The following is a 14,329-nucleotide window of genomic DNA, read 5'->3' as shown; positions in this document are numbered from 1 at the left end:
CCTCAAAATTTATTCTTTATACTCATCTTCTTTAGTCATTTTAGAAATAGAACTTCTCATATCTGTATCAGCTAATAAATTTTTCATATTGTAATAATCCATAAAACCAATTTTTCCTTCTTTAAGTGAAACTGCCAATGCAAGTGGTACTTCTGCCTCTGATTCTACTACTTTTGCTTTCATAGCTTGAACTTCTGCTTTCATTTCTTGTTCTCTTGCTACAGCCATAGCTCTTCTTTCTTCTGCCTTAGCTTGAGCAATTCTTTTATCAGCTTCTGCCTGATCCGTCTGCAATTTAGCTCCAATATTTCTTCCTACATCTACATCAGCTATATCAATGGAAAGTATCTCAAATGCTGTGCCTGAATCTAGTCCTTTATCTAATACAGTTTTGGATATACTGTCAGGGTTTTCAAGCACTTCTTTATGGCTGCTTGAACTACCTACTGTTGTAACAATGCCTTCTCCAACTCTGGCAATAATAGTTTCTTCACCAGCGCCTCCTACTAACCTTTCAATATTAGCTCTCACAGTGACTCTAGCTTTAACCATAACTTCAATACCATCTTTTGCTACCGCAGATATCACTGGTGTTTCAATGACCTTAGGGTTTACACTTACTTGCACTGCTTCTAATACATTTCTTCCAGCTAAATCTATAGCAGCTGCCCTCTCAAATTCCAATGGAATTTCTGCTCTTTGAGCTGCTATCAATGCATCTACTAAAACATTTACATTCCCACCAGCTAAATAATGTGCTTCCAACTCATTTACGCTTATATCTAATCCAGCTTTTGTTGCTTTAATCATTGGATTAACAATTCTTGAAGGTACAACTCTTCTAAGTCTCATACCTATCAAATTTGAAATACTTACTTTTACACCTGAAAAGAAAGCCGTTATCCACAATCCTACAGGAACAAAAGTAAAAAACAATATTACCAGTAAAACAATAAGAATTGTAATTCCTATAGTAAATCCTAAACTACCTGTCATTTTCTAACCTCCTCACAATAATTTTTGAGCCTTCCACTTTTCCTATTTTTATCTTTGAACCTTTACTTATATAGTTTCCCTCTGATAGTGCATCCATTCTTTTTCCTTCTACCTCTATTATTCCACTTGGTCTCAATTCTGTTATAGCTATACCTTCTTTTCCTAAATATTCAATTTTAGAATTTGCACTTGTATATCCTTCCTGATTTTTCTGCTCTGTAGAAAGTACTATTTTGTCAAAATAGGGTTTCTTATGACCATATTTTACCAATATAACTGTGATAATAGCGGTGATAATAATAGAAATACTTACAGCCATTAAAGCGTTTTGTAGGGAATTCATAGCCAATACTAATCCTATGACCACAAGAATTATGCCGCTTATCCCAGGTAATCCAAACCCTGGAACCATTCCTTCGACTATTAAAAGTATCATACCTGCAACAAATAAAATTATAGAAGTCCATTCTGTATTCCCTGCCATCATATTGCCACCAAAAAATAATCCAAATGAAATAATACTTATGATGCCACCAATTCCAAATCCAGGAGTAAATATTTCTATCATCATTCCAATGAAACCAAGAGTTAATAAAATTGTACTGACATAAGGATTGGTGATTATTTTGACTATTTTCATTTCTGTTTCTGTAGAATTTGTATTTCCTTCACAATAAGATAGTGAACTAACAAAAATCAAGATCATAAATACTGTCAATAAAATTTTACCCACATTCCTACACTTCATATCATCACCCCCATTAATCCTATTATATTATCTAATCATTAAAAATACAATAAATAAAAAACCTAGGTAATTAAACCTAGGTTTATTCCAAGTATTTTCTTGCAATACTATTCACCATGCTACCATCAGCTTTACCTTTGATCTTAGGCATAACTGATTTCATAATAAGTCCAATATCTTTTATGGATTTAGCATCTACTTCTTTTATTGTTTCCTTGACTATTTCTTCAACTTCTTCTTCTGTTAATTGTTTAGGCAAATATTCAAGTAAAATTTCAATTTCTTTTTTTGTCTGTTCAACTAAATCTTCTCGTCCACCTTTTTCAAAATCCTGTATAACATCTCTTTTTTCTTTTACTTGCTTAGCTATAATATCTATAATATCTTCATCAGTTAGTTCAATTCTTTCATCGACTTCTCTTTGCTTGATACTTGCTCTCACCATCGTGATAGTATTTTTCCTCAAGGTGTCTTTATTTTTCATTGAAGATTTCATATCTTCCATAAGCTTATCTTTTAGAGACATACTTCCACCTTCTTAGTATCTACCTTTGTTTTTTCTTCTAGCTGCTTCAGATTTTTTCTTACGTTTCACGCTAGGCTTTTCATAGTGTTCTCTTTTTCTAACTTCAGCCATAACACCTGAACGAGCACATTGTCTTTTAAATCTTTTTAGTGCATTGTCTAGTGATTCGTTTTCTCCGACCCTAATTTCTGCCATCTATTTCTCCCTCCCCTCATCCACTGCAAGAGTACCTACTACACTATATGCAGTAAGCGGAATTCGGCACTAGATTATTATACATTATATGTGGAATTTATGCAACTAGATTTTAACCTGGTGGCCATAACAATTGTCTTCCACCTAATACGTGAAAATGAAGATGTTCTACTGTTTGTCCTCCATATTCACCACAATTATTTATAATCCTGTATCCTTTTTCATCTAGTCCTTTTTCCTTAGCTATTTTCTTTATAATCAATACAATATGACTAATAATAGATACATTGTTTTCATCAATTTCTTTTATAGAAGAAATATGCTCTTTAGGAATAACTAAAAAGTGGACAGGAGATTGTGGGTTTATGTCATTAAAAACTATAACTTTATCATCTTCATAAATCTTATCTGCCGGTATTTCTCCATGTGCAATTTTACAAAATATGCAATCACTCATCCCATTCACCTCCTAATACCATTCTAATTATTATATTCTACGTAAAAATTAAAATTCCTCTATTTCTCCAATTAAATTTTCATCATCTAGACTAATTATTTTTACAGATAGTATTTCTCCCTTATATTCATCCTTAAAAGGTGCCTTAACCCTTACATAATTTGTAGTATAGCCTTCTATGAACCTTGGATCTTTTGATTCTTCTTCGAACAATACTTTGAGTTTTTTACCTAATAAGTTTTTATTGAATTTATTAGAAAGTTCTTCTCCCAAATTGATCAATTTTTCACTTCTCTCATTTTTTATATTGCCATCTACTTGATTTATATATTTGCTAGCAGGGGTCCCTTTTCTAGGAGAATATTTGAACACATGAATTCTAGAAAAATTTATTTCCTTTACAAAATCATAAGTCTCTTCAAATTCTTTTTCTCCTTCTCCAGGAAATCCTACTATTACATCAGTAGTAATTCCAGCATAAGGCATATACTCCCTTATGAGCTTTACAATATTTCTATATTCGCATGTCGTATATTTTCTATTCATCCTCTTTAGAATAGTATCTGAACCACTTTGTAGGGATAAATGAAAATGATCACAAACTTTGGGCATATTGCTTATACTTTCCATAAACTCTCTATCTATGAGTGTTGGTTCAATAGAACTAAGTCTTATTCTTTCAATACCTTCAATTTTATTTACTTCTTTTATAACATCTAGTAAACTGATGTCTCCTAGATCTTTTCCATAACTGGCTACATGAATACCTGTAAGGACTACCTCTTTAAACCCAGCTTGTGAAAGCCTTTCCGCTTCATCTATTATGTTTTCAAGTGGTCTACTTCTAATAGGACCTCTAGCATAAGGTATAATACAATATGAACAATATTGATTACAGCCGTCTTGTATCTTTATATAGGCCCTAGTCCTTGATTTAACTTCTTCAATCTCCAATTCTTCGAAATCTTTAAGTTCTCTAAAATCTTTAACCATATTTATCTGTTTTTTTTCTTCTTTTGCCTTTTCACATAGCTCCACAATTTTTCTTTTATCACTTGTACCAATTATGACATCTACATCACTCATTTTCTCTATCTCTTTTGGGGCTACTTGAGCATAGCACCCTACCACCGCTATAATAGAATCATGATTAAGTTTCTTTGCCCTTCTAATAAATTGTCTGGATTTTCTATCTCCTAAATTGGTTACAGTACACGTATTTATAACATATACATCTGCATATTCATTTTCATTTACTATATTATATCCAAATTTTTCAAACAATTCTTCCATTGCTTCTGTTTCATATTGGTTTACTTTACATCCTAGTGTGTGAAAAGCAACTTTTTTCATTTAACCACTCCTAAATATCTCCTAATTCATATAATAATATTGACATAGCCACCAATCCTGCAGTTTCTGTTCTGAGTATTCTGGGCCCTAAAGAAACTATATTGCTACCAATACTTCTAAGTTCTTCAATTTCTCTTTCTTCAAATCCACCTTCTGGACCAATAATGATATGAATTTTTTCTCCCTCAATATTTTTCATAACATCCTTTAAATGAACTGTTTCTTCATCCTCATAGGGCACCAGAATGTTTTTTTCATCTTTTAGGGAAGATAGCATGTCATTAAATGAAATAATGTTTTTAACTATTGGTATGCAATCTCTCTTGCTCTGTTTAGCTGCTTCTAAAGCTATTTTATTCCAACGTTCTACCTTTTTATTTTCCTTTTTTATATCATTTATTTTTACGACAGTTCTATCAGTAATCAAAGGATATATCTCCGCAGCTCCCAATTCAGTAGCTTTTTGAACTATAAAATCCATTTTGCTACTTTTAGGAAGTCCTTGATAGAGAACTATATGAATTGGAGGTTCATTTTTACTTTTAAACTTTTCTTCTATATTCGCAAGTATAATGTTCTTTTCTATACTATGTATTTGACATAAATACAATATGCCTTTAGATACTACCTCTATACTATCTCCTACTTTTAATCTAAGAACATCTTTTATATGTTTTACATCTTCCCCTACAATTGTTATAAGATTTTTATTGACTTGATTTTCTTGTACAAAAAATCTATTCATATTACTCATCCTTTTCAAGCTTTGATACTATGCAAGCCCAACCGTTCATTTTAGATATTTCTAAAACTTTGAATCCCTCTTTTGAAAGAGCATCCACTACCATATCTATTTTTTCTATTATAATTCCTGAGGATATAAATATACTATCTCCTTTTAAATATGGAGTTATATCAGATGTTAAATCCACAATTATTTCTGCAATAATATTTGATACTATTATATCGGCTTTTTCATCTACCACATCTAATAAGTTTCCTCTTCTTATTTCAACCACATCAGAAACTTTGTTTAATTTTACATTTTCTTTTGAAACTTTGACAGGTAATTCATCCAAATCTACTCCAACAACTCTTTTTCCACCCAATTTTGCTGCTGCAATACTCAATATACCACTACCACAACCAATATCAAATATAGTAGAATTAGGTTTTGTATATTTTTCCAACGCTCTAATACACATGGTAGTAGTTTCATGAGTTCCTGTACCAAAAGCCATTCCTGGATCTAATTCAACTATTATTTCTCCCGACTTTTCTTCATACTCTTCCCAAGTAGGTTTAACAACTATTTTTTCTCCTATTTTTTTTGGTTTATAATATTTTTTCCAAGATTCTGCCCAATCCTTTTCATAAACTTCTGTTGTAGTTACTTCTCCTAATCCCTTATCTAAATTATATTGAGGAATCTTTTCAACATTTTGTTTTATGAGTTCTATTTTATCTATTAGATCTTCACTTTCTGGGAAATATCCTTTTATGATTACTCCTTCAAAATCTTGTTTTAGAAGACTTGGATCAATATAATCCCAATCATCTTCATTTTTAGCAAAAGCTAATATATCATTCGGATCTTCAATAGCTAGCCCTCCAACTCCTAATTCATACAAAATGTTGGCAACAGCTTCTTCCGCTTCAGTAGTTGTCTTAATCTGTACTTCTATCCATTTCATATGTCTTCACATCCTTTTAAGATTAAGTAAATTCCACACTATTATACCCTATTTTGCATTTTTAAAAAAGGTTTTTAAAAAACAATCACCTTTTTATAGGTGATCGTTTTTTAATTGAAGGCATCCTTCATTTTGTCAAAGAAACCTTTTTTGCCCCCTTTATAACTATCTCCACTTTCTTTGGCAAATTCCATCAAAATTTGTTTTTGCCTTTCTGTAAGTTTCCTTGGTACTTCTACTTCTACTTTAAAATAAAAATCTCCTTTACCATATCCTCTGACATTCTGTACACCTTTGTTTTTTAGCTTAAATACTGTGCCAGTTTGAGTTCCTTCTGGAATATCATATTTAATAGGTCCTTCCAATGTAGGAACTTCTATTTCAGCTCCTAAAGCTGCCTGAACAAAAGAAATAGGAATATCACAATATATATCATTTCCTTCTCGTTTAAATATATCATGTTCTCTAACATTTATATAAATATATAAATCTCCCGCAGAACCTCCTCTTTCTCCTGCATCTCCTTCACCTCTAATAGATATTATGGAACCTGTATTTACTCCAGCTGGAACTTTTACTTTAATTTTTTTTGTATTTTTCACTTTGCCCGTTCCACCACAAGTTGTACATTTGTCTTTAATTATTTCACCAGTACCACCACATTCATCACAAGTAGCCACTCTTACAAATTGTCCAAAAGCTGTATTCTGTGCATACCTTACTTCTCCTGTACCACCACATTTAGGACAAATAGTTTTGCTACTACCAGGTTCAACTCCAGAACCAGAACACACACTACATTCATCAACTTTTCTTATCTGTATTTCTTTTTCTACTCCAAACACTGCCTCTTCAAAGCTTAAGTTTAGATTATGTCTGATATCTGCCCCTTTTCTTGGACCAGTTCTCCTAGCTTGTGACGAAAAACCTCCTCCAAAAATATCAAATATATCATCAAATATATCAGAAAAACCCGTAAATCCACCAGTTTGTCCTTCTACACCAGCATGGCCAAATCTGTCATATTTCGCCCTTTTTTCAGGATCACTTAATACTTCATAAGCTTCATTTAACTCTTTAAACTTCTGTTCTGCTTCTTCATCGCCTGGATTCAAATCTGGATGATATTTTTTTGCTAAAGTTCTATATGCTTTCTTTAGTTCTTCTTCTGTTGCATCTCTTGATACATTTAAAACCTCATAATAATCCCTTTTTTCCACTATTTCACCAACTTTCAATGCTATACTAAAGATATTTTACCAAAAATCAAAGCTAAATGAAACCATTTAGCTTTGATTTTTTTAATTATTTATCATCGTCATCTACTACTTCATAATCTGCATCAACTACATCATCACCTTCATTTTCTGTACTTCCACTTGTGTCTTGCTGTTGTTGCGCAGTTTTTTCATATAGCTTTTGTGATATAGCATAAAATTCATTTGTCAATTCTTCAGTTTTCTTTTTAATATCACTTACATCGTCACCTTCAAGGGACTTCTTCAACTCTTTCAATCTTTCTTCCACTTTAGACTTTTCACTATCTGAAATTGAATCTCCCAATTCATTTAATGTCTTTTCTGTTTGATATACCAATGAATCTGCATTGTTTCTAACTTCAATTTCTTCTTGCTTTCTCTTATCTTCTTCAGCAAATTTTTCAGCTTCCTTTACCTTTCTTTCAATTTCTTCTTCAGTTAAATTGGTAGAGGCTGTAATTGTTATTTTTTGTTCTTTTCCAGTTCCTAAATCCTTAGCTGACACATTAACTATTCCATTGGCATCAATATCAAAAGTAACTTCAATTTGTGGAACTCCTCTTGGAGCTGGTGGTATTCCTGTTAATTGGAATCTACCTAGAGTTGTATTATCTTTGGCCATTGGTCTTTCACCCTGTAGAACGTGAATATCAACAGCAGTTTGACCATCTGCAGCTGTAGAAAATATTTGGCTCTTCTTCGTTGGAATAGTAGTATTCCTCTCAATCAATCTTGTCATAACTCCACCTAATGTTTCAATTCCCAAAGATAGTGGCGTAACATCTAATAGCAACAAATCTTTTACTTCTCCACTCAATACTCCACCTTGAATAGCTGCTCCTATAGCAACACATTCATCTGGATTTACTCCCTTGTGAGGTTCTTTTCCTATAAGTCTTTTAACTGCTTCTTGAACCGCTGGAATTCTAGTTGAACCACCAACCAATATAACTCTATCTATATCTGATGGAGATAATCCCGCATCTTTCAATGCCATTCTAACTGGCTCAAGAGATTTTTCTACTAAGTGAGCTGTCAATTCTTCAAATTTAGCTCTTGAAATATCCATATTTAAATGCAATGGACCTGATTGAGTAGCTGTAATAAATGGCAAATTCACATTTGTAGTCATAGTACTTGACAACTCTTTTTTAGCCTTTTCTGCTGCTTCTTTCAATCTTTGAAGTGCCATTTTGTCTTGTCTTAAATCTATGCCATTTTCTTTTTTAAATTCTTCAGCCATATAATCAATAAGTTCTTGATCAAAATCATCTCCACCTAAATGGTTGTTTCCTCTAGTAGCTATTACTTCGAACACTCCATCTCCAAGTTCAAGAATAGATACGTCAAAAGTTCCTCCACCCAAGTCAAAAACCATTATTTTATGATGTTCTCCTTCTTTATCCATACCATATGCAAGAGATGCTGCTGTAGGCTCATTTATAATTCTTCTAACATTTAGCCCTGCAATCTTTCCTGCATCCTTTGTTGCTTGTCTTTGACTATCCGTAAAATATGCTGGCACCGTGATTACAGCATCTGTTACCTTTTCTCCCAAATAATTTTCTGCATCCATTTTCATTTTTTGTAAAATCATAGCTGAAATATCTTGAGGCGTATATTTTTTCCCATCAATAGTTATTGTGTAATCAGTACCCATTTGTCTCTTAATAGAAGCTATAGTTCTCTCTGGATTAGTTATAGCTTGCCTTTTAGCAGTTTCCCCTACTAATCTTTCTCCATCTTTGGTGAAAGCTACTACAGAAGGCGTAGTTCTATTTCCTTCAGCATTAGGTATAACTACAGGTTCTCCACCTTCCATTACGGCAACACAAGAATTTGTAGTTCCTAAGTCAATTCCTATTATTTTTCCCATATAAATTCCTCCTTGTATACATATTTACTTTATTTTGCAACCTTTACCATACTAGGTCTGATAACTTTATCTTTTAGCTTATATCCTTTTTGAAAAACTTCTATAATTGTTCCCTCTTCATATTCATCTGATTCTTCTTGAAATACAGCATGATGATAATTTGGATCGAATTTTTCATGCAGTGCTTCTATTTCTTCTAAACCATTTTCACTAAGTACTTTTATTAATTGATTATATATCATTTCCATTCCTTTATAAAATCCATCTTCAACATCTGTTGAACTACTAAGTGCTCTTTCAAAATTATCTAATATTGGCAACATAGAATTTAAAATATCTTCTGATGCATAACTATATATGCTTTCTTTTTCTTTCTCAACTCTAGTTTTGAAATTAACAAAATCTGCTTGCAATCTTAGAAACCTATTGTTTAGCTCCTCAATTTCTTTTGTCTTACTTTCCAACTCTCTTTTAAGTTTTTCTAATTCAGCTACATCTTCCTTTGTTTCTTCTGTGTTTTCTACATTTTCTATTTTTTCATTATGAAGCTCCTCAGAAATCCTATCTTCCTTGTTCTCCATTAAATCACCTCTTATATCTGTTTTTAGTGCTAAATAATAAAACATAGCATCAATCTCACTTTAATAGAGTGTAAGAATCCTTACACCCCATTATTTTGAGAAAAATTTGCTCATTATTTCATTTAAGTTCATTGCCAATAAATTTACTGCATTTATAACTTTGAAATAATCCATCCTAGTAGGCCCTATAACACCTATTTTACCTATAGTATTCCCATCTAACTTATAAGTAGCCGTTATGAGACTGCAATCCTTTATTTCATCTATGGAATTTTCGCCTCCTATAGTTATTTCAAAATCATCTAGTGTATTTTTTAACATTATATCTACTACTAAATTTTTGTCCTCAATAAAACTTAAAAATGCCTTAGCTTTTGTGACATCACTATATTCAGGAAAATTGAATATATTCGTAACACCATCAGCAAAAACTTCTACATTTTCTACTTCTTCCAGTGATTGATTGATAACAGGTATAATGCTTTCTATAATATTTTTATACTCATACATTTCTTTAAATACTACTGTATCTATTTCATTGCCAATTTCTTCAATAGTTAAACCCTTAAGCTTCCCATTTAAAAAATTTGAAATGATATTTAATTGATCATCTGGTATTTGATTATCTATCCTAAAAATAGTATTCTTAACTATTCCTGAATCACTTACAATGACTACCAATATTTCATATTCATCTATAGGTATAAGTTGAATATGTTTAAGTGTACTCCTTTCAAATTGAGGAGCTATAGCCAAAGCTGTATAATTTGTAAGCTTTGAAAGTATCTTTGTTGAATTTTCAATGAGACTATCTATTTCTACAGCTTCTTTCAATAAAGTTTTTTTAATCTCCTGTTTTTTTCTCATATCAATGAGAGTTTTTGAATCTTTTAAAAGCATATCCACATAGAGCCTGTAAGCTTTGTCTGAAGGTACTCTTCCCGCTGAGGTATAAGGCTTGTTTAAATACCCTAAATCCTCCAAATCGGACATTTCATTTCTTATAGTTGCAGAGCTTACCCCTAAATCGTATTTTTTTGAAATAGTTCTAGAACCAATAGGTTCTGCACTTGAAATATAGCTGTTTATGATGGCATGAAGCACTCTTAGCTTTCTTTCATCTAACATTTTATCACCCCATAAACGTAGATTGATTTACAATAAAAGGGTTTTATTAGCACTCTATATTATTGAGTGCTAATCCTTACGATTTAAAGTTATCACTACTATTAAAATTTGTCAATACCTTTTAAGAAATTAATTTATTATTTATGGCAACAAATCTACAAAAACTAAATTGCACAAATCTAAACCTTTTTCAGTTAGTCGTATACTTTTATCATCAATATAAATTAAACCATTTTCCTTATGTTTATCGAAAACTTCACCGTATATACCATCAATTGAAACTTTAAATCTATTTAAAAAATCTTTTTTGTCTATTCCCTGCACTAATCTTAGACCCAGTATTAAATACTCTGCTATTTCCATTTCTCTATCAATTGTTTCTTCTCCACTTATAGGAAGTTTATTTGTACTTAAAGATTCAAAATACTCCCGAAAACTTTCATGATTCCAATACCTCTTTCCCCAAATATTTGAATGAGAGCCAAGGCCTACACCTATATAAGGTTTAAGTGTCCAATAAAACAAATTGTGTTTGCAAGCATATCCTTTTTTAGCTAAATTCGATATTTCATAATGTTCGTAGCACTTTGATTTCAAATATTTCACTCCATCATGATACATGTTTCTTTCCTCTTCTTCATCAGGCAATATTATTTCCCCATCTTTGTACCAATCATAATATTTAGTTCCTTCTTCTATTATCAAACTATAAAAAGATATATGTTCTACACCTAAATTAACAACTTCTTCTAATGTAAAAAACAAGTCATCGCGAGTTTGACCAGGTAATCCAAACATTAAATCTACATTTATATTTGAAAAATCATATTTTCTCAAGAGATTATATGTTTCATAAAAATCTTTTGAATTGTGTACTCTTCCAATCTTTGTTAGTATATCATCTCTTAAAGACTGACATCCTATGCTTATTCTATTTATACCCATTTCCTTATATATTTTAACTTTTTCCCCATCTATAGTTTTGGGATTTACTTCTATAGAAATCTCTTCTAAATTATCTACATTTAAATTTTCATGAATAGTTTCAAGTACTTTACCTATATATATTGCTTCTATGGAAGAAGGTGTTCCTCCTCCAAAAAAAATAGTTTTTATTGTATAGTCTTCTAATTTATCTTTATATAACTTTATTTCATTGATTAAATAATATATATAATCTGGTATCAATAACTTTTTATTTGAAAAAGAATTAAAATCACAATAATAACATTTGCTTATACAAAATGGAATATGTATATACAAAGCCAATTCCTTCATGTTTTACCTCCTAAAATATAATGCACACAAATTGTGTGCATTATTTTTTTTCATCATATTTTAGAACTGATAAAAACGCTTCTTGAGGAACTTCTACACTACCTATTTGTCTCATTCTCTTTTTCCCTTCTTTTTGTTTCTCAAGCAATTTCTTCTTTCTAGATATATCTCCACCATAGCATTTTGCAAGAACATCTTTTCTCAAAGCTTTAACTGTCTCTCTTGCTATTATCTTCGAACCTATAGCAGCTTGTATAGGTACAGCAAATTGATGTCTTGGTATAACATCTTTAAGTCTTTCCACAATAGCCCTAGCTCTCTCATAAGATTTTTCCTCATGTACTATAATAGAGAAAGCATCTACTAGTTCCCCATTTATCAAAATATCTAATTTAACTAATTCTGATTGCTTGTATCCCTTTAAATCATAATCAAGAGATGCATAACCTCTAGTTTTAGATTTGAGTGCATCGAAAAAGTCATATATAACTTCATTAAGTGGAAGTTCATAATGCATAACTACCCTTGTCTCTTCAAGATATTCCATATTTATAAATGTACCTCTTCGGTTTTGACAAAGCTCCATAATAGCTCCTACATAATCTGTTGGAGTCATTATAGACACATCTACAATAGGTTCTTCCATATATTCTATTTCAGTAGCTGGTGGAAGATTGGTTGGGTTTTGTATATAAAGCATTTCACCATCTGATTTTTTCACTTTATATATAACACTTGGTGCAGTAGTTATGATATTTAAATCAAATTCTCTTTCAAGCCTTTCCTGTACGATTTCCATATGAAGAAGTCCTAAAAAACCACATCTGAAACCAAAACCCAAAGCTATAGAAGTTTCAGGTTCAAATACAAGACTTGCATCATTTACCTGAAGTTTTTCTAAAGCATCTCGCACTGAGTTGAAGTCTTCTCCTTCTGCTGGATAAATACCGCAATAAACCATTGGAGTTACTTTTTTATATCCTGGCAGAGGCTTTTCTGTTGGATTCTCATAACTAGTGATAGTATCACCAACTCGTGCATCTTTTACATTCTTGATGCTAGCAGTTACATATCCTACATCTCCCGCTTCAAGTCTATCTAGTTGCAATTGTTTAGATGCATTCACTCCCACTTCTACTACTTCATATACTTTGCCTGTAGACATCATCTGTATTTCCATTCCAGGCACTATAGAACCTTCAAATACTCTTATATATGAAACAACTCCTTTATAGCTATCATAGTAGGAGTCAAAAATAAGAGCTTTCAATGGTGCATTTATATCGCCCACCGGTGCTGGAACAGCTGATACTATTTTTTCTAACACTTCTTCAATATTGGTACCTTCTTTTGCTGAAATCAAAGGTGCATCAGAACAATCTATTCCAATTACATCTTCTACTTCTTTTTTAACCTCATCAGGTCTAGCACTTGGCAAATCAATTTTATTTATGATGGGAATTATTTCAAGATTTTGCTCTAAAGCTAAATAAACATTGGCTAGTGTTTGAGCTTCTATCCCTTGAGTAGCATCCACTACTAGAAGTGCTCCCTCACAAGCTGCAAGACTTCTTGACACTTCATAGTTAAAATCTACATGGCCTGGCGTATCTATTAGATTTAAAATATATTCTTCCCCATCATTGGCCTTATATATAAGTCTTATGGCTTTTAACTTAATAGTTATTCCTCTTTCTCTTTCCAAATCCATACTATCCAACATTTGAGCATGCATTTCCCTGGAAGTTAAAAGCCCAGTTTTTTCTATGAGCCTATCTGCTAATGTAGACTTCCCATGATCTATATGAGCTATTATAGAAAAATTCCTAATCCTTTTCTGTTTATCTTTTTGCATGTTTTTCCTCCTTAGAGTGTGAAAATAATCTTAAACAATTATAGCAAAAAAATTAGTTTATGTAAATTAAATGACCAGATTTACTGGTCATTTAATATTTTTGATAAATTCTTTTATAAAATTTGCAATATTCAAGTTGTAAGTCTTACCAAACAATTGAATAGAAGGTTTGTCTTCCAAATTTAATAAAAAAATATGCTGATCTTGTACATAAGTAAGTTCTTGAATAGATTTTTCCGTTGTTTTTAAACCTAAATAGAAAATAAATAAAACGACTATAATTGTTAAAACTTCAAAGCGATATTTTGATTTTTCTTTTTTTTGTTTTCTAACACGTTCCACTCTACTTCCCATAACAATCACCAAGATTATTATGGACATTT

General features: G+C 31.6%; 15 protein-coding genes. All 15 read right to left on the bottom strand.

Features of this window, described 5'->3' with window-relative positions:
• Nucleotides 1-9: 9 nt before the first annotated feature.
• Nucleotides 10-996, bottom strand: a complete 987-nt coding sequence (floA, locus tag ACFWUA_RS09340; RefSeq protein ID WP_416197750.1) for a flotillin-like protein FloA — start codon at nt 994-996, stop codon at nt 10-12.
• On the bottom strand, nt 986-1,744 hold the full coding sequence (locus ACFWUA_RS09335; RefSeq protein ID WP_416197749.1) for an NfeD family protein: 759 nt from the start codon (nt 1,742-1,744) through the stop codon (nt 986-988). The genes floA and ACFWUA_RS09335 overlap by 11 nt, the downstream gene beginning before the upstream one ends.
• A gap of 82 nt (nt 1,745-1,826) precedes the next feature.
• A complete protein-coding gene (locus ACFWUA_RS09330; RefSeq protein ID WP_416197748.1) occupies nt 1,827-2,270 on the bottom strand; it encodes a GatB/YqeY domain-containing protein in 444 nt (147 codons plus the stop codon).
• A 12-nt stretch (nt 2,271-2,282) separates the two neighbouring features.
• A complete protein-coding gene (gene rpsU / locus ACFWUA_RS09325) occupies nt 2,283-2,465 on the bottom strand; it encodes a 30S ribosomal protein S21 (protein WP_072743307.1) in 183 nt (60 codons plus the stop codon).
• Nucleotides 2,466-2,577: 112 nt separating this feature from the next.
• Entirely contained in the window at nt 2,578-2,922 is a 345-nt protein-coding gene (locus tag ACFWUA_RS09320) for a histidine triad nucleotide-binding protein (protein WP_416197747.1), read from the bottom strand.
• 48 nt (nt 2,923-2,970) lie between these two features.
• A complete protein-coding gene (gene mtaB, locus ACFWUA_RS09315; protein WP_416197746.1) occupies nt 2,971-4,275 on the bottom strand; it encodes a tRNA (N(6)-L-threonylcarbamoyladenosine(37)-C(2))-methylthiotransferase MtaB in 1,305 nt (434 codons plus the stop codon).
• Nucleotides 4,276-4,285: 10 nt separating this feature from the next.
• Nucleotides 4,286-5,020 carry a 16S rRNA (uracil(1498)-N(3))-methyltransferase gene (locus tag ACFWUA_RS09310; protein ID WP_072743310.1) on the bottom strand — a complete coding sequence of 245 codons (735 nt, stop codon included), beginning with the start codon at nt 5,018-5,020 and terminating at the stop codon, nt 4,286-4,288.
• Between the two features lies 1 nt (nt 5,021).
• Nucleotides 5,022-5,969 (bottom strand): 50S ribosomal protein L11 methyltransferase, encoded by a 948-nt coding sequence (prmA, locus tag ACFWUA_RS09305; RefSeq protein ID WP_416197745.1) that lies wholly within the window; start codon nt 5,967-5,969, stop codon nt 5,022-5,024.
• 110 nt (nt 5,970-6,079) lie between these two features.
• A complete protein-coding gene (gene dnaJ, locus ACFWUA_RS09300) occupies nt 6,080-7,189 on the bottom strand; it encodes a molecular chaperone DnaJ (protein WP_416197744.1) in 1,110 nt (369 codons plus the stop codon).
• 85 nt (nt 7,190-7,274) lie between these two features.
• On the bottom strand, nt 7,275-9,104 hold the full coding sequence (dnaK, locus tag ACFWUA_RS09295; RefSeq protein WP_416197743.1) for a molecular chaperone DnaK: 1,830 nt from the start codon (nt 9,102-9,104) through the stop codon (nt 7,275-7,277).
• A 29-nt stretch (nt 9,105-9,133) separates the two neighbouring features.
• Nucleotides 9,134-9,730 (bottom strand): nucleotide exchange factor GrpE, encoded by a 597-nt coding sequence (gene grpE, locus ACFWUA_RS09290; RefSeq protein ID WP_416197742.1) that lies wholly within the window; start codon nt 9,728-9,730, stop codon nt 9,134-9,136.
• A gap of 45 nt (nt 9,731-9,775) precedes the next feature.
• Nucleotides 9,776-10,813, bottom strand: a complete 1,038-nt coding sequence (gene hrcA / locus ACFWUA_RS09285) for a heat-inducible transcriptional repressor HrcA (protein ID WP_416197741.1) — start codon at nt 10,811-10,813, stop codon at nt 9,776-9,778.
• A 141-nt stretch (nt 10,814-10,954) separates the two neighbouring features.
• Nucleotides 10,955-12,091 carry a radical SAM family heme chaperone HemW gene (gene hemW / locus ACFWUA_RS09280; protein ID WP_416197740.1) on the bottom strand — a complete coding sequence of 379 codons (1,137 nt, stop codon included), beginning with the start codon at nt 12,089-12,091 and terminating at the stop codon, nt 10,955-10,957.
• A gap of 40 nt (nt 12,092-12,131) precedes the next feature.
• The gene (lepA, locus tag ACFWUA_RS09275; RefSeq protein ID WP_416197739.1) at nt 12,132-13,946 is read right to left on the bottom strand and encodes a translation elongation factor 4; all 1,815 of its coding nucleotides are present in this window, start codon (nt 13,944-13,946) and stop codon (nt 12,132-12,134) included.
• Between the two features lie 87 nt (nt 13,947-14,033).
• The gene (locus ACFWUA_RS09270; RefSeq protein WP_416197738.1) at nt 14,034-14,300 is read right to left on the bottom strand and encodes a hypothetical protein; all 267 of its coding nucleotides are present in this window, start codon (nt 14,298-14,300) and stop codon (nt 14,034-14,036) included.
• Nucleotides 14,301-14,329 lie beyond the last annotated feature (29 nt).

The organism is Sporanaerobacter sp. (assembly GCF_047830725.1).
In the GTDB taxonomy this organism is placed as follows: domain Bacteria; phylum Bacillota; class Clostridia; order Tissierellales; family Sporanaerobacteraceae; genus Sporanaerobacter.
This window is presented reverse-complemented; position numbering and strand designations above follow the sequence as displayed.